General features: G+C 51.1%; 21 protein-coding genes. 8 read left to right on the top strand and 13 right to left on the bottom strand.

The window, feature by feature from the left end; all coding sequences use genetic code 11:
* Positions 1–7: 7 nt before the first annotated feature.
* The 6 genes from INP79_RS05190 to INP79_RS05165 are packed head-to-tail and all read right to left on the bottom strand — an operon-like array spanning position 8 to position 5,326.
* Positions 8–964 carry a vWA domain-containing protein gene (locus INP79_RS05190; protein ID WP_194753201.1) on the bottom strand — a complete coding sequence of 319 codons (957 nt, stop codon included), beginning with the start codon at positions 962–964 and terminating at the stop codon, positions 8–10.
* Complete coding sequence (locus INP79_RS05185; RefSeq protein ID WP_194753200.1) at positions 964–1,500, bottom strand: hypothetical protein; 537 nt, start codon at positions 1,498–1,500, stop codon at positions 964–966. The genes INP79_RS05190 and INP79_RS05185 overlap by 1 nt, the downstream gene beginning before the upstream one ends.
* Positions 1,500–2,465, bottom strand: coding sequence for a VWA domain-containing protein (locus INP79_RS05180; protein WP_194753199.1), 966 nt, complete (start codon positions 2,463–2,465; stop codon positions 1,500–1,502). Before INP79_RS05180 ends, INP79_RS05185 begins: the two co-directional genes overlap by 1 nt.
* The gene (locus INP79_RS05175; RefSeq protein ID WP_194753872.1) at positions 2,465–3,376 is read right to left on the bottom strand and encodes a hypothetical protein; all 912 of its coding nucleotides are present in this window, start codon (positions 3,374–3,376) and stop codon (positions 2,465–2,467) included. Before INP79_RS05175 ends, INP79_RS05180 begins: the two co-directional genes overlap by 1 nt.
* Positions 3,377–3,422: 46 nt before the next feature.
* Positions 3,423–4,283 carry a DUF58 domain-containing protein gene (locus INP79_RS05170; protein ID WP_194753198.1) on the bottom strand — a complete coding sequence of 287 codons (861 nt, stop codon included), beginning with the start codon at positions 4,281–4,283 and terminating at the stop codon, positions 3,423–3,425.
* The gene (locus INP79_RS05165) at positions 4,280–5,326 is read right to left on the bottom strand and encodes a MoxR family ATPase (RefSeq protein WP_194753197.1); all 1,047 of its coding nucleotides are present in this window, start codon (positions 5,324–5,326) and stop codon (positions 4,280–4,282) included. Before INP79_RS05165 ends, INP79_RS05170 begins: the two co-directional genes overlap by 4 nt.
* 186 nt (positions 5,327–5,512) lie before the next feature.
* Between INP79_RS05165 and INP79_RS05160 the strand changes: the two genes are divergently transcribed.
* Positions 5,513–6,283, top strand: coding sequence for a hypothetical protein (locus tag INP79_RS05160; protein WP_194753196.1), 771 nt, complete (start codon positions 5,513–5,515; stop codon positions 6,281–6,283).
* Positions 6,284–6,341: 58 nt separating this feature from the next.
* Entirely contained in the window at positions 6,342–6,896 is a 555-nt protein-coding gene (locus tag INP79_RS05155) for a TetR/AcrR family transcriptional regulator (RefSeq protein WP_194753195.1), read from the top strand.
* Between the two features lie 37 nt (positions 6,897–6,933).
* Here INP79_RS05155 and INP79_RS05150 read toward each other — a convergent pair whose 3' ends face one another.
* Positions 6,934–7,569 carry a TetR/AcrR family transcriptional regulator gene (locus INP79_RS05150; protein WP_194753194.1) on the bottom strand — a complete coding sequence of 212 codons (636 nt, stop codon included), beginning with the start codon at positions 7,567–7,569 and terminating at the stop codon, positions 6,934–6,936.
* Between the two features lie 137 nt (positions 7,570–7,706).
* On the opposite strand from INP79_RS05150, the gene INP79_RS05145 reads away from it, so the two are divergent.
* The 5 genes from INP79_RS05145 (at position 7,707) to INP79_RS05125 (ending at position 10,678) form a co-directional block, all read left to right on the top strand.
* The gene (locus tag INP79_RS05145; RefSeq protein ID WP_194753193.1) at positions 7,707–8,450 is read left to right on the top strand and encodes an SDR family oxidoreductase; all 744 of its coding nucleotides are present in this window, start codon (positions 7,707–7,709) and stop codon (positions 8,448–8,450) included.
* Positions 8,444–8,692 carry a DUF2798 domain-containing protein gene (locus INP79_RS05140; RefSeq protein WP_194753192.1) on the top strand — a complete coding sequence of 83 codons (249 nt, stop codon included), beginning with the start codon at positions 8,444–8,446 and terminating at the stop codon, positions 8,690–8,692. Before INP79_RS05145 ends, INP79_RS05140 begins: the two co-directional genes overlap by 7 nt.
* A gap of 132 nt (positions 8,693–8,824) precedes the next feature.
* Positions 8,825–9,160, top strand: a complete 336-nt coding sequence (locus INP79_RS05135) for a helix-turn-helix transcriptional regulator (RefSeq protein WP_194753191.1) — start codon at positions 8,825–8,827, stop codon at positions 9,158–9,160.
* On the top strand, positions 9,160–10,197 hold the full coding sequence (arsB, locus tag INP79_RS05130; RefSeq protein ID WP_194753190.1) for an ACR3 family arsenite efflux transporter: 1,038 nt from the start codon (positions 9,160–9,162) through the stop codon (positions 10,195–10,197). The genes INP79_RS05135 and arsB overlap by 1 nt, the downstream gene beginning before the upstream one ends.
* Before the next feature lies 1 nt (position 10,198).
* Complete coding sequence (locus tag INP79_RS05125) at positions 10,199–10,678, top strand: arsenate reductase ArsC (RefSeq protein WP_194753871.1); 480 nt, start codon at positions 10,199–10,201, stop codon at positions 10,676–10,678.
* Between the two features lie 10 nt (positions 10,679–10,688).
* Here the strand turns inward: INP79_RS05125 and infA are convergent, their stop codons facing one another.
* The 3 genes from infA to INP79_RS05110 all read right to left on the bottom strand — a co-directional run bounded on the left by infA (position 10,689) and on the right by INP79_RS05110 (position 12,382).
* Complete coding sequence (gene infA, locus INP79_RS05120) at positions 10,689–10,925, bottom strand: translation initiation factor IF-1 (protein WP_018985695.1); 237 nt, start codon at positions 10,923–10,925, stop codon at positions 10,689–10,691.
* Positions 10,926–11,012: 87 nt separating this feature from the next.
* Entirely contained in the window at positions 11,013–11,219 is a 207-nt protein-coding gene (locus tag INP79_RS05115; protein ID WP_018985697.1) for a cold-shock protein, read from the bottom strand.
* Positions 11,220–11,464: 245 nt separating this feature from the next.
* A complete protein-coding gene (locus tag INP79_RS05110) occupies positions 11,465–12,382 on the bottom strand; it encodes a LysR family transcriptional regulator (RefSeq protein WP_194753189.1) in 918 nt (305 codons plus the stop codon).
* Positions 12,383–12,498: 116 nt separating this feature from the next.
* Between INP79_RS05110 and INP79_RS05105 the strand changes: the two genes are divergently transcribed.
* The gene (locus tag INP79_RS05105) at positions 12,499–12,768 is read left to right on the top strand and encodes a DUF2798 domain-containing protein (RefSeq protein ID WP_194753869.1); all 270 of its coding nucleotides are present in this window, start codon (positions 12,499–12,501) and stop codon (positions 12,766–12,768) included.
* Positions 12,769–12,830: 62 nt separating this feature from the next.
* Here the strand turns inward: INP79_RS05105 and INP79_RS05100 are convergent, their stop codons facing one another.
* From INP79_RS05100 to nuoN, 3 genes are all read right to left on the bottom strand, one after another.
* Positions 12,831–13,364, bottom strand: a complete 534-nt coding sequence (locus INP79_RS05100; protein ID WP_194753188.1) for a phosphatase PAP2 family protein — start codon at positions 13,362–13,364, stop codon at positions 12,831–12,833.
* A 109-nt stretch (positions 13,365–13,473) separates the two neighbouring features.
* A complete protein-coding gene (locus tag INP79_RS05095) occupies positions 13,474–13,755 on the bottom strand; it encodes a DUF2818 family protein (RefSeq protein ID WP_194753187.1) in 282 nt (93 codons plus the stop codon).
* A 2-nt stretch (positions 13,756–13,757) separates the two neighbouring features.
* Positions 13,758–15,203, bottom strand: a complete 1,446-nt coding sequence (nuoN, locus tag INP79_RS05090; RefSeq protein WP_194753186.1) for an NADH-quinone oxidoreductase subunit NuoN — start codon at positions 15,201–15,203, stop codon at positions 13,758–13,760.
* Between the last annotated feature and the right edge of the window lie 3 nt (positions 15,204–15,206).

Here is a 15,206-nt window from a genome sequence, read left to right as displayed (position 1 = left end):
TAATCCCTTAAGTGGCCGCTGCCTGGCGCCGGAAACGCAAGTCAGGCAGATAAGTGGCCAATATCAACAATAAGGCCAGTAGCAGATAAATAGCGCGCAACGGGTAGTCCGTCACAAAGCTGGCGGTAGCTGGCTTGTCTGCCAAGGCGCGGTAAAACGCGTCAGTATCGGCACCTTTCAAATAACTGCCCTTAAACTCCTCGGCTAGCGACTTCAGGTAATCCTCCTCCAGCTGCGATAGCATGCGGTCATACTCGGCATAGGCCACCGGTGGATCCGGTTCATCCTGGCTCGGATCAGCATACGTCACACCCACCGCCCCGGCGTTGTTATTGTCACTGACTGGCCAATCTCCTACCCGTTTATTGGCCGAGTTATAACGTGGAATCGCCACCTTTTGCGGGCCGCCGACGCCAATAAAGGTAAAAAACTCGCCAATCTGTACACCACTCAAGTCCTGCTTGATCGTCACATTCACGCGTGGTGCCTCATCACCATCGGTAAAAAACAGCATTTGCGCGGGCTGGTTGAGTGCATCATACACATGCGTCGCCGCATGCACGGCAAAACTCAGGCGGCTATTGCCCTTCCACGCCATGCGCCATTCCAGGTGGTCTATGCCGTCACTGATCACATCCAGGTTTTTACACACTTCGAGCGGCGTTTGCAGCATGGCAATATTGTCCGAGGCAAAAATCCCCAGGCTGAAATAAGTGCCGCAAGGGGCTTTATGCACCAGCTGCTTCATCAAATGCTGGCTATAGGCCAGGCGGCTCACCGCCTGCTGCTTCAGTGTTTCATCTTCAGCATTCATGCTTTGCGAAATATCGGCCACCAGCAAGTAGTGCTGCACCTGTTGCCGCAGCTGGATTTCAGGCTTGACCAGCGCCAACAGCAGTAACACTAGGGCCAACCCATACAACACTGGCTCGTAATGTTGTTTTAACCAGGCAAAGTACTTCATTATGGCAATCCTATCGGCAGGTTACTAAGTTCCATATGCGATTGCTCTTTGCTCGCGCCCTGCATACCGCGCGCCATCACAGAATGCAGCAAGGCCAGGTTGAACTTGGCCGCTTTGTCGTCTGGCTGCAAACGCAGTGACTGTTCATAGGCAATTTTGGCCTGGGTGAAGGCATAACGCGCCTCATCCTGAAAGGTGCCATCTTCATTCACCGTGCGCACCAGGCCAGACAGAAACAGGTTATTGCCGATATTAAAGTGGATATGCGGTAGCTCACTGGCAGGTGGTGACAACTCCAGCGCCTGGCCATAGGTTTGTACCGCGTGCTTGTAATCACCATGCAAGCCTTGATCATAAGCAGCGGTGAACTTTTGCAAGGCAGGTGTGCCGCCCTGCTTGATCACAACACCGCTTTGAATCTGCTGGTTAAGCGCGCGCAACTGATGCAACTGCCAGCCAAAATACAACACGCCACACAGGCCCAGTAAGGTCAGTACGGCCCATAACCAATTGGCATTTTTTCGATAGATAGTCATTAATACACCTTTATCTGTTTAATCAACACCAGGCCCAGGCCCAGTATGAAAGCGATAATCATCAAGTCTTTGGCATAATCGTGGCCAGGAATAATGACGCCGTACTGAATCACATTTTTTTCTTTGGCATCAATCTCGCGCAATGCAGATTCCAGCGCGGTAGCGTTATCCGCCTCGAATGCTTTGTACTTCACATTCAATGACTGGAAAAAACGATCCAGAGCGATCGCTTCCGGCAGGTGGTCATCATCGTAAGTATTTTGGGTAAAAATACTGATGTCATCCGGCTCGCGCAGCACAATCCAGTACAAATTGAGTTTTTTGCCGACCAACTGCTTGCGGATCTGGTATTTGACACGCGGGCTCAACTTACCTGCACCATCCGACAACAGCACAATCGCGCGTGAACCGGTGCTGGCAATATTTTCAAACAGGGTCACCGCGTTGGTGATGCCCGCCCCAATATTGGTCTGGTTAAGCGCTGGCCCGGTCGCAGCCTGAATCGCCGCATGGATACCGTCGCGGTTGGTGGTGATTTTCATGCCGTACAATGCGGAATTGGTGAAACCGACCACACCCATCATGTCGTCAGGACGTGAATCAATAAAGGCAGTGATCAGGCGCCTGGCCGCAGCCGACTTGATTTCTGCCGCATGGCCGCCGGTGGCCTGTCCGGCAAACGGATGGTCCATGCTCACGCTGCGGTCAATCACGAACACGCTTTGCGCGCCCTTGCCGATTTTCTGTTCCTGATGGCTCTCGCCTTGCGGCCCGGCCAAGGCCAGCACCAGGCATAGCAATAACAGGCTGGTGGCCGCCTTTACCAACAGATTGATGCGGTCAGAAAATGTATCCGCAGGCACCATCGCCAGCCAGGAATAAGTTTGCGCATGACGGCTTTTGAGCAGGAACGGTACCGCCGCCACTGGTAACAGCAGCAAAAACCACGGGTGTAAACAATGCATCACACCCTCCGTTCACAATCGCGCAACTGGCGCGTCAGCGTTTTGCACTGCTGCAGGTATTCGGCCGCAGCAGGCAGTTGCCCACCATACAGCACCGCATTCGCCTGTGTAAAAAAGGCCTGTATCTGCGCTTCCAGCGATTGGAATACCGGTTGCTGCTGTACAAATGCACTCACCTGGCTGCCCAGCATCTGCTGGCCATAATGCTGGTTAAACGCATGCTGCACAATCAAGGCGGCCTGCTTTTGCCCTTCCGCCGTTGCAGGCAAACGTTTCAAACGGTGATAAGCCTTGGCAAAGTGCCCATTCATCATTGGCAACCAGGTCCAATCGGCATTACGGTAAAGCAATACCAAGCCGCCAACCACCACCAGCAAGACACTGACACGCAACCAGCACTCTATGGCTTGCGTATCCAGCAAACTAGCGCGATATTGGGCAATCACAGTTGGTTTGGCTGGTTGCAAACGGTCAGGTAATTGTGCCATCAGCCAAAAACGCCAGGCCGGTAACTCTGCCGCGGCACCACTGTTAAAGCTAATACGCTCAGCTGGTAGTTGTAATTGGGTGGGTTTACCGCTGCTGGCAAATACCTGGTAATCAAATACCAGTGTGTATATCTTTTTGTCCGCCTGTGACGCACTGCTGATTTGCAATTGGCGCAACTCGATGCCATTCCGTTGCAGACCTTTCAGCGGCAAGCTGCTGTCATTGAGCTGATCTTGCGCGGCAACGGCAAGCTGTATGCGACGCTGCAACACATCCCCCAGCTGTATACCGGCATATTGCGTCGGATTATGCACGCTCACGACCTTAACCATGGGCAATGATTTTGTGGGCGTGTCTGTGTCGGCCCAAGCGGGCGTTGTCATCAGGCAGGTCGCCAGCCATCCTAAAAAAATCTGTTTCATCACGATACTTTCTGCTTCATCCCAATACCTTCACCAGCATGGCACTCTAATGAATAAGTTGTTCAAAATAATCCGACAGCAAGCTGGCTTCAAACCGCCCGGCCACATACAGTGGACGGATATCAAAGCGTGCAAACAGCTGGTCCAGCGCCTGTTTACGCTGTTCAAACTGCTCGGCAAACTGGGCACGTACAGCCTGGCGGAAGAAGATGGTTTTTTGCAGGCCGGTCTCGGGGTCTTGCAAATTGCCAAAGCCAAAGCGCGGCAAACGCTCATACTCTTGCGGATCCCATAACACCACGGGGATGACCTGGTGGCTGGACATGCCATTGAGGCCACGTTCGATCAAGGCCAATGGCAAGTGAAAGTCCGAAATCCAGAACACCAAGCCTTTTTGCTGGCCCAGCCAGCCGGTCGCTTCCACAATGCCCTGGCCATCCTTGTGTGAATTATGAAACCCGGCCAGTTGGCCTATGGTGGCAAATGACTGGTGCGCATGATGACCAGGGGCCAGACTTAGTTGCGGAATCACGGCGTGGTCATAACTCACCATGCCAAACAAATCGCTGTTGTCATGCGCTGAACAGGCAATCGAAGCGGCGACGGCTTGCACCGTCGCCAGCTTGCTCTCCTGGCCTTGGAACTGCATCGAGCTGGATAAATCACAGATCGCATATAAGGGCGTCGAGGCTTCCTGCTTGAATACGCGCACCTGCACCTGCTCATAAGGGTCGCGCAAGGTTTGCCGCAAATCTACGCGCCTGGCATCCGGGTAATCTACCAATGACACATGCTTGCTGAACTCATCGCCCGGACCACGCTGTATGCCTAAATGCTCACCGGCATGCACACTGGCCGAGCGCCATGGCACCTGGTAAAAAAACGGCTGTGCGTTGGCTGGAATCATGCTGCTTTGGCCCGTGCCGGTACGCTGACCGTCGCCAGGATCTGGTTGGTGAGTTCACGTGAAAGCTGGGTACGGCGGCTCTCAAACATCGGGTTCAATACCAGGCGGTGGGCAATAATCTCGTGGAACACGGCATGAATATCTTCTGGATACAGGCTGTCGCGTTGCATCAGCCAGGCGTGTACACGCGCTGCTTTCAGCAACATGCCCATACCGCGCGGGCTGGCACCGGTATGAATCAGGCGGGTCACATCCACACTATCCAGCTGGATACCAAAGTTAGCCGGATTTTGGGTGGCTTGCCACAAGTCCAGCGCGTAGTCTTCCAGCACATCGCTGGCGCGGATATGGCTCTGTAATACATCTGAAAACGCATTCAGCTGGTCATAGGCCAATACCCCGCCTTGCACTTGCTGGGTCAGGCGTTCGGCGTGTTGGAACTTGACGTCAAACATCAACGCCTTGCGCAAATCACGGTCTTCCGGAATCTCAATCGGGATTTCCATCATAAAGCGGTCACGTGCCGCAGAAGGAATTTCAAAGGTTTCGTTCTTTTCAACCTGGTTGCGGTCGGCAAACACCAGCATGTGCGGCAAGCGGTATTCTTTTTTAAACGCATGTACATGGCGCTCAGCCATCACACGCAACATCAGGGCATGCACTTGCGGCCGTGCACGGTTGATCTCGTTAAAGAAAAATACCGATAACTGTTCACCGGCACGCAATAACGGGCCTTCCTCTACTTTCGGACGACCATCCTCACCTAAAAAGGTGTGGTAAATCAGGTCATTAGGCATTAAATCCACCGTGCCCTCAATACGCTCGTAAGCGCCGCCCAAGCCACGCGCAATCGATTGCAGCAAGGTGGTCTTACCGACGCCGACGCCGCCTTCCAGCAGCACATGGCCGCGGGCGAAGATAGCAATATTAATCGCGCGGATGGCCTTATCCTGGCCAACCACGACCTTTTTCACTTCGTTTTCCAGCGTCAGCGCATGGTCGCGCCAATCCGCCAATTGTGTTGCGATAGAGACAGATGTCATGATGATCCCTTGTTTACAAATTCGGCCAGCGCTATGATGCCAAAGTAGCTTCTGGAATAGAGTGTGTTGATGACCAGTTGCATTTTGCGTGTGACCACGCTAATATGCAGACAGGTCTGTTCACTTTTATCTAGTCTACTGCAGCCATCGAAATAAAAGCAAGCGGATTTTTTAGGGGTTATTGGCGTGAATTTATTAGCGATCGTGAATCAGACCAGACAGCGATACGGCCGCGTGTGTAAGGCATATGCCACGCATGGCTTGTGGAAGCTCGGCTTAAAACAATGGGGCAGGCACGCGCCGTTTTACCGGCTGCGTGATGAATTAATGGGCTGGAATATGCTCCGTCTGCAGCAAAACGGGGCAGCGGCACTGAATATGCAGGATATTTCTACCATCCGTCGGATGTTGGAATCTGCGCAACAGCAGTCAGTGGCCCAATTGCCCACCACCCTGCTCGACCAGTGGTTTTTCCTGGCTGTGGGTGCGGTACAAGTGCAGTCACAAACGGCCAGCAACCAGGCCTGGCATTTATTTGACCAGTCGGTGCATAGCCAGTTGTCAACGCCAGCGCTTTACCGCTCGTTATGGTTCGGCTTGTTGGTGAGTTTATGTGTAGTCTGGATGGCTGTCGTGCCAGTGACACACAAACAGGCCCAGCCTGAGTTATCACCGTTGGAAAGCGCGCCAGCCAGGCAGCTGGGCGGAACGGTAGATCCGGTGACGCTGAGTTTGCTCAACCTGGCTTACCAGAAAATGCAAAATGGTAGTTGCCAGTTGCCACAGGCAGCGATGCTGCCAGAAACACAACGCCAGGCCTTCATCATGTTTGTCACAGAAGGCAAGGTTGATGCAGAGCAGGTAGAACCTTTACGGCAAGCACTGGGGTACGTCAGTTGCCTGTACCCACAAGAATTGATGCGGCCACAGGGACGCGACCGCTTACCTAGGGAATAAGCGAGAAGGTACACACGAAAGATCGGGAACCCTGAAAATCGGGATAAAAGGATAAGCGATGAACATGCGAGAGAAAATACTGAACATAGCCAGCAGCCTGTTTGACAGCAGAGGAATTCAAGCGTCTGGTGTAGACACTATCATTCTGGAGGCAGGTGTAGCCAAGGCGACTTTGTACAAACACTTCCCCAGCAAAAACCAGCTGATCACGGCTTATTTGCGTGACAAGTCTGATAAATTCTATGCCTGGCTAAATACACAACTGGCCGACAAGAAAGCAGAATCGCTGGAGTTACTGTTACTGTTATGTGAACTGATGGCGCAATGGATCAGCCAGCCGGAATTCCGCGGCCTGCCCTTCCATATTGCAGCGGTGGAGTTTCCGGAAGCAGAACATCCGATCAACCAGTATTCCGTCGTACTGTCTGCCGAGCTGCAAGGTTATCTGTGCAAGATTGCCCGTCATGCCGGCGCTAAAGACCCAGAAGCCCTGGGCCAGCAACTGACCATCTTGTTTGAAGGCGCCGCGCTGGTTGAGCGCCTGGCCCCTAACAGCGGCGCAGCCAGCCGCGCTAAACTCGCGGCCATCACGCTGGTACGTAACGCGGTTTAATCCCCATGGCTGCTATCTGTACCCGGATGGCAGCCAACTACTTTACCTGGCCCGTCGTCGTGTAAACTCGTGCAATTAACTGCGTGGTCATCGCGGCCACATTAAACAACTCAGCCTGTGTTGCCCCCCCCACGGCCTGTACCACCATCCCTTGATGCACCGTCATCACCAGCTTGGCTAATACCACCGGGCCTGTCGTCGCCAATAAATCCTGTTCGCTGACAGCACGTGTAAAACGCTGTGCCAGTTGCAGCTCAAGCGCCTGCCGATAGCCGCCTAATAATGTCTTGATGTCAGCAGACTCTTCACTACACGCCAATGCGCCTTGCGTCACCAGGCAACCAGCAGGATGTGACTGATCTGTCAGCATCTGTGCCGCCTGCGATAGCATTAACTGCACCACCGCCACCGCTGTTGGCTGCGCCAGTGACGCTGCCAGGAAACTGGCTGGCCCTTGCACATAACGCTCAAGGGCTTTTTTAAATAAAGCCTCTTTACTGCCATAAGCGGCGTAAATACTGGCCTTATTCATGTCCATCGCCGCCATCAATGTACTCATGGAAGTGCCTTCATAGCCATGTTGCCAAAAAGCATGCATAGCATTCTGCAAGGCAGTCTCGTAATCAAAGGCCACTGGCCTGCCGCGTTTTTTTGCAAGTGTGTCTGCTGTCATCATCATTTACCTGAGGTATTTTTTTAATTATTATACCACTTGGTAAAAAATATGTTGACAACTTTATCAGCCATGCTTTAGTATTTATTTACCGACTGGTATTTAATAAACAACGCAGCACTGACAAGGAGCTAAACATGAGTGTTTTACAACAACGCATTGCATTGATTACAGGTGGCAACCGTGGCATTGGCTTTGAAACCGCCAAGAAACTGGGGGAACAAGGCATTAAAGTCATTATCGGCGCCAGGGACGCTCTGAAAGGTGAGCAGGCCGTGGTCGAATTGAAATCCTTGGGAATAGACGCAGAATACCTGCACTATGACGCAGCACTGGCGAACTCCCCACAAGCCGTGGCCGCAGCATTGGAATCACGTTTCGGCAAGCTGGATATCCTGGTCAATAATGCGGGCATCCTCAAAGAAGAACTGATCGGCCAGAACAACACCTTAAATGTGGATCAGGACACATTGAAAACAACTTTCGAAGCAAACTTTTTTGCGGTGGTCGCCCTGACACAGGCCTTGATTCCTTTACTGCAACGCGCCCCTGCCGCGCGCATCGTGAACTTGTCTAGCATCCTAGGCTCGCAAACCTTGCACAGTGCACCCGACTCACCGATTGAAGTTGCTAAAGGCCTAGCTTATAACGCCTCCAAGTCTGCGTTAAACATGTTTACCATCCATCTGGCACACGCTTTAAAAGATAGCCACATCAAGGTGAACTCTGCGCATCCAGGCTGGGTGAAAACAGATCTGGGCGGTCCCAATGCACCTATGGAAATCAGTGACAGCTGGAAAACCTCTGTCAGACTGGCCACACTGGATGAGCAAGGCCCGACCGGTGCTTATTTCCATGAAGACCAGCCATTGCCATGGTAAACAGCACTGACAAACGCGTGGCGTTAAAACGCAAGCTGGTATTTGCGCTGCTGATGTCACTGGTCACGGTCAATATTGTGACACTGTCGATTCTGCTGATTAATCATGTACCAACAGCCATATTGTTTGAGAAATGGTTAACCAGTATCAGCGTCGCCTGGCCGATTGTGTTCATCAGCATCCTGCTGATTGCGCCATCATTATTACGATTGACGGAATGGCTGGTTAAAGACCCAACGTAAGACCATCCCTTTGCATGAGAAAAGCGTTGCCCTATGGTAACGCTTTTCTTCAACATCGCCTTACCGCGCCTCTTACACCATACACTTCCGGCATACCTTGCTATATTTCCATATTTATGGAAATATAGTTAAATGAACTCACAACAAGCAGTCACACTACTCTTCGCCCTCGCCCAGGAAGCCCGGCTGGATATTTTCAGATGCCTGGTACAAGCAGGACCGGCAGGACTATCTGCGGGGGTCATTTCACAAACGCTGCATATCCCCAACAGCACGCTGTCATTCCACTTGAAAGAACTCAGCCATGCCGGAATGATTAGTGCCAAACAAGAAAGCCGCTTTATTTATTATTCGGCTAATTATCAAAGCATGAACGCATTATTAACCTACCTCACCGACAACTGCTGCGCAGGCCAGGCGGCATGCTGCCCTGACATGCAGTGCCAGCCAACGAAAGAAAACGAGTGATGACAACAACCCCAGGCATCAACCGCTTTGAACGACACCTCACCTGGTGGGTGATAGGCTGTATTATCGTAGGGATACTCCTGGGCAAAATAGCGCCTGCGTTCTTTCACCAGATAGGCGAAGCAAAGCTGGCCGAGGTCAACCTGCCTGTGGCAGCGCTGATCTGGGTCATGATCATCCCCATGCTGGTTAAAGTAGACTTTCGTGCCATGCGTGAAGTATTTGGCCATGCCAAAGGCATTGCAGTCACACTGGCAATTAACTGGCTGGTCAAACCATTCACCATGGCCCTCTTGGCCTGGCTATTTATTCGGCAGCTATTCGCCCCCTGGCTGCCCACAGACCAAATCGACAGTTATATTGCCGGACTGATTCTACTCGCGGCAGCCCCCTGCACCGCCATGGTATTTGTCTGGAGCAACCTCTGTCATGGCGAACCCAGATTCACGCTGTCACAAGTGGCGATCAATGACACCATCATGCTGTTTGCTTTCGCCCCCATTGTCGCCTTGCTACTTGGGCTTTCCAGCATCACCGTCCCCTGGCAGACACTGCTGACCTCTGTTGCGTTGTTTATCGTTGTGCCCGTCATATTGAGCCAATGGTTGCGACAGTGGCTACTGTCAAAAGGCCAGGCAGTATTTGATACGGCACAAAAACGCATACAACCGTTTTCAATGGCGGCGCTATTGCTGACCCTGGTGTTACTGTTTGCTTTTCAAGGGCAGCAGATTCTGGCGCAACCACTGATCATTGCCCTGCTCGCCGTGCCGATTTTGATTCAGGTCTACTTTAACGCCCTGCTGGCTTACTGGTTAAACAAAAAATTAAAAGTCGCGCATTGCGTGGCAGGACCTTCGGCACTTATAGGAGCCTCGAACTTTTTTGAACTGGCTGTCGCGACGGCAATTGCCTTGTTTGGCTTTGACTCAGGTGCAGCCCTGGCGACCGTGGTGGGTGTGTTGATTGAAGTCCCCGTCATGCTATCCATTGTAGCCATCGTCAACCGCTCCAAGCATTGGTATGAAAGCGCTTAATATGCACATCCTGTTTTTATGTACCGGCAACTCCTGTCGCTCGATTATTGCCGAAGCCACGTTTAATCATCTCGCACCGCCATCCATGCGTGCGATGAGTGCCGGTAGCCAGCCAACCGGCGAAGTGCATCCGCGCTCAATTGCATTATTACAAGCCAAAGGCATTGTGACTGAAGGTTACCGGAGTAAGTCCTGGGACAATCTCCCGGTCAAACCGGACATCGTGATTACAGTGTGCAGCAATGCCGCAGGAGAAACCTGCCCAGCTTATCTAGGCGATGTGATGCGCGCGCATTGGGGCGTTGAAGATCCAGCTAAAGCCACAGGCAGTGACGCACAGATACAAGCCAGCTTTGAACAGGCTTATCGCCTACTCAGAGCTCGTATCGAGGCCTTTTTGCAGTTAGATCCATCAATATTGAATGACCGTGAGGCCTTGCAAACCAGGTTGCAAGCCATTGGTCAGATTGAGTCCAAATGACTCAGAGAGATTAGAACGGCTTGCGTGGCTCTAAATGACGGAAAATAATACGGCCTTTGTCCATGTCATAAGGGGACATTTCGATAGTGATTTTATCGCCAGCCAAAATGCGGATTTTGTGTTTACGCATTTTACCGCCAGTGTAAGCGATTAACTCATGACCATTGTCCAGTTTCACGCGATAGCGTGCATCTGGCAGGATCTCGGTCACTGCACCTTGCATTTCAATTAACTCTTCTTTTGCCATTAAGCATCCTTTTAACAATAAAAAAGCCCGGGGACTCCGGGCTTTTTCCGGTGAGTCACTTGAGCAACTCAGCGGACAGGCTTTGAATTATTCAATGATTTGAATATTTGCAGCTTGTTTGCCTTTAGGGCCAGTTGCTACTTCAAAGCTCACGCGTTGGTTTTCTTTCAAAGTTTTGAAGCCAGCAGATTGAATTGCAGAGAAATGTGCAAACAAATCTTCGCCGCCGTTGTCCGGAGTGATGAAACCAAAACCTTTAGAGTCGTTAAACCATTTAACAGAACCTGTCACCATAATAAATCCTTGGATAAAATATAAAAAAGCGGGTAAATACCCTTAAAAACGAGGATCAAGATGGCGAGAAGTAACGATAGAACCAAAAGATAGAACCGGAGAACAACAACACTACTTGAACTTCGTGAGGGTGTACTATGCACGCAATATTGAATATTAGCAACAAGTATTTTAATAAAAATAAGCAATCCAGACTGTGCGTTGCTGATAAGAGACAAAAAATGTGTTATTGCACTGCGCAGGGATTACCAGCTACTCGGCATCGCTTTGACCAGATAATCCATAAAAGCCCGCACCTTGTTGGTCATGGCATGCTGATCACGGTAACAGGCATAAAAGGATAAAGGGATGGATTGCACCGAATCATACTGCGTCGCGTCGGATTGAAACAAGGCCACTAAACTCCCCTGCCGGATATCATCATTGGCCACAAAAGCTGCCAGGCGTGCGATTCCTGCCCCCTCAACCGCCAGTCGGCGTAGCGAATCAATATCGTTACAAATAATACTGGGATTGATTTCTGGCTCATAGTGCATGCCATTGCGATCAAATACCCAACTTAGCAACCGCCCATCCACCGGCACGCGAAACATCAGGCAATCATGCTGGCTAAGCGCCTCGGGACTGCTAGGCGTGCCTTTTCTTTGAAGGTACGCGGGCGAAGCACAATACAATACCGGCACGCTGGCAATCTTGCGCGCGACCAGCCCGGGCTCCAACTGCTGATTAAAACGGATACTGATATCAATGTCTTCGGTGACATGATCGAGGCTATGGTCAGATAATACGAGTTCAATAGAAACTTTAGGAAACTGGCGGGTAAAGGCCGGGATCAACGGCATCAGCACATGTCGGCCGAAGGCCACCGATGAGCCTATCCTTAAGCGGCCTTGTGGTTGGCCATGAAACTCGGTGATGACCGCTTGTGCCTTGCTGAGTGCGGCGATGACTGGCTGCACTTCAGCATAATAAAGCTCCCCGCTTTCTGTCATCGACAACTTGCGTGTCGTGCGAACCAGCAAACGTGCGCCTAATGATTTCTCCAGCCGCTGAATATTCTGGCTGGCAGCAGCAGCTGTGATGCCCTGTAATCTGGCACCAGCGGCAATACTGCCAGCCTGCACGGCTTTGACAAAGCTTTCTATACTTCTTAAGGTATCCATTTAGTATCGAATTAATAATATGATTCGATAGTTTATCTTTATATTGATTCAATACTCAAGCGGCTACTCGCAGTGGATATATCACTCTATAGTGACAACACTGATTGGAGAGCATGATGACGCAAACAAAAAACGGTTTACGCAAAACTATCTTTCGTAAGGTCCCTAAAAGATTTACGCCTTATGTCTTTGCCTTTTTCATGGCAGGCATCATGGCATTTCTAATGTCCATGGTGATTGTCGCCGCCAATAGCGGTATACAAACAGGCTATGTGTTACACGTATTGCATGCTTATGCGCTGGCAATGCCGGTAGCGTTTTGTTGTGTCTTGGTTGTGAGGCCGATTGTGATGCATCTGGTGGCAAGATTGGTCGATGCCCAATAACTGACCACGTAAAACAAAAAACGGATGCCTAGGCATCCGTTTTTATTTATTCAGAATCTAGCTTAAAACAGCGGTGCGTAGGAGGCAACAATCAAGTAACCGATAGCCGCGCCAGCCAGCACATCGCTAGGATAATGCAACCCCAGTACCACGCGCGACATCCCGACCAATACGACAAATGGATACACGACAGGAAACAATTGAGGGTAATAATGCACGGCGACCATACCGAAGGCCACCGCATGCAGGGTGTGGCCAGAGGGGAAACTAAAGTAATCCAGCGGCGTGCCACTTAACAACACATCCTGGCGGACCTGGAACGGTCTTGGGCGGCTGGTGCGATGTTTGAGCCATTTATAGGCCAAAGTACCAGTGAGTCCTGCTGTCAACATATGCAGACAAACGTAGAGTCCGTGCTGGCCTTGAGTCACTGCGATGACCAGCATCAGCAGGTACCAGAACATGCCATCACCCATGCGTGAAATGGCGCGGAACACGTTGCGAATGAGACGATATTGCCCGGTATGGCTGACTTTGACACACAACCGGCTGTCTACCGACTGCACCCATCCCAGGGTTTGTTGTAGTTTCAGCATCTCAAGTCCTTTCCGGGGCTCACCCCGACTATGCTTCTTGGGTAAGCATAGTCTGACTGCGATGCTTGAAACTATCGTGAAGAATTGATGAAATTAATGTGACGTGCAATTACTTCCACAGCACGCGGTAGATAAACCCAGGGAAAGATAGCACCAGGAATACGCACAGCGTCACGCTGTAAAACTCCCAGCCTTGTGGCCAGACCTGCCCCATGACAAAACGCTCAACCAGGTAGGCAATGACCAGCGTAATGAAATAGGCAGGTAACAGCACGGCAAAGCGCTGCCACAATTGGGTAATCGTCCCTGCCAGGCCCAGCCATTTATCCGAGACCCAGCCCAGGTTGGCCATAAACAGCATGAGCAGTAAAAAAATAAGTTTTGCGGCCATGATTATTGCAGACTAATTAACAAGCTGTGACCACAGACACCCAGCAACACTTCCGGGAACAAGCCCAGCCCCAGCAAAGCCAGTGAATGCACACTGAGAATAAAACGCATATCAACTGGGGCGGTCAGTGGTGTGTGGTCTTCAGGCGCATCAAAGTACATTTTGCGCACGATATTGAGGTAATAAAACGCACCGATGGTTGCCATCAATACGGCCAGCACCACTTGCCAGGTAAACCCTGCCTGCCACGCAGCCTGCAGCACGGTAAACTTGGCATAAAAACCAACGGTAGGCGGAATACCTGCCATGCTAAACATGATGATCAGCATGAGGAAAGCAAACCACGGATGGCGCTGATTGAGGCCTTTGAGGTCATTGATTTCTTCGGCCTCAAAACCTTGACGGCTCAACAACAGAATAATACCAAAACCTGCGATCGACATCAGTACATACGTGCTGATGTAAAAGAAGCTAGAGGCAAAGCCGTTGGCATTGGCGCTCATCATGCCGAACATGATGAAACCAACATGCGATATGGTGGAGTATGCCAGCATACGCTTGAGGTTGGTTTGTACAATCGCGCTGAAGTTACCAATGATGATAGACAAAACCGCCATCAGCACCAGCATGTCCTGCCAGTCCAACGCCAGCGGGTGCAGGCCTTGTACCAGCAAGCGTACAGTCATGGCATAAGCCGCCAGCTTGGGCACTGAACCAATCAGCAAGGTCATCGGTGTCGGTGAACCTTGATACACATCCGGCACCCACATCTGGAATGGCACCGCACCAAACTTAAAAGCTAGCCCTGCCACCACAAACACCAGACCCAGTATCAGCACCGGACTTTTTGGTTGCTGTGCAATGCTATTAGCAATATCACTCACATCCAGGCTGCCGGTCATGCCATACAGCATGCTCATGCCATACAGCAACATACCAGACGCCAATGCACCCAGTACAAAGTACTTCATGGCAGACTCAGACGCTCTAGGATTATCACGGTCAAACGCCACCAATGAATACAGGCACAGGGATAACAACTCCAGGCCGATGTAGATTGTCAGCATATTATGGCCGGACACCATAATCATCATGCCCAACAGGCCGAACAACACCATGGCATAAAATTCACCACGATACAGGTTGCGGTCTTGCAGGTATTTGCGGGTATAAACCAGAATCAGCGACGTGCCTAGATACATCATGAGTTTGATGACATCAGACAAGGTGTCGTCGATAAACATGTGCGAGAAGGCAAAGCCGACGGCAGGCGTATGTGTTTTAAAGGTAAAGAACGCTGCAGCAAACAGGGTAAACTGGCTCAGGCCATAAATCATGAAACGATTTTGTGGCAGGATGAACAAGTCCAGCAACAAAATAAACATGGCCATGCCCAACACCACCAGTTCCGGCAACAGGGCGAGCAAATCGAATTGCATATTATCCATTTT

The organism is Methylophilus sp. QUAN (genome assembly GCF_015354445.1).
Classification (GTDB): Bacteria; Pseudomonadota; Gammaproteobacteria; order Burkholderiales; family Methylophilaceae; genus Methylophilus.
The sequence above is the reverse complement of the archived record's forward strand: the minus strand, read 5'-3'. Positions and strand labels throughout refer to the sequence as shown.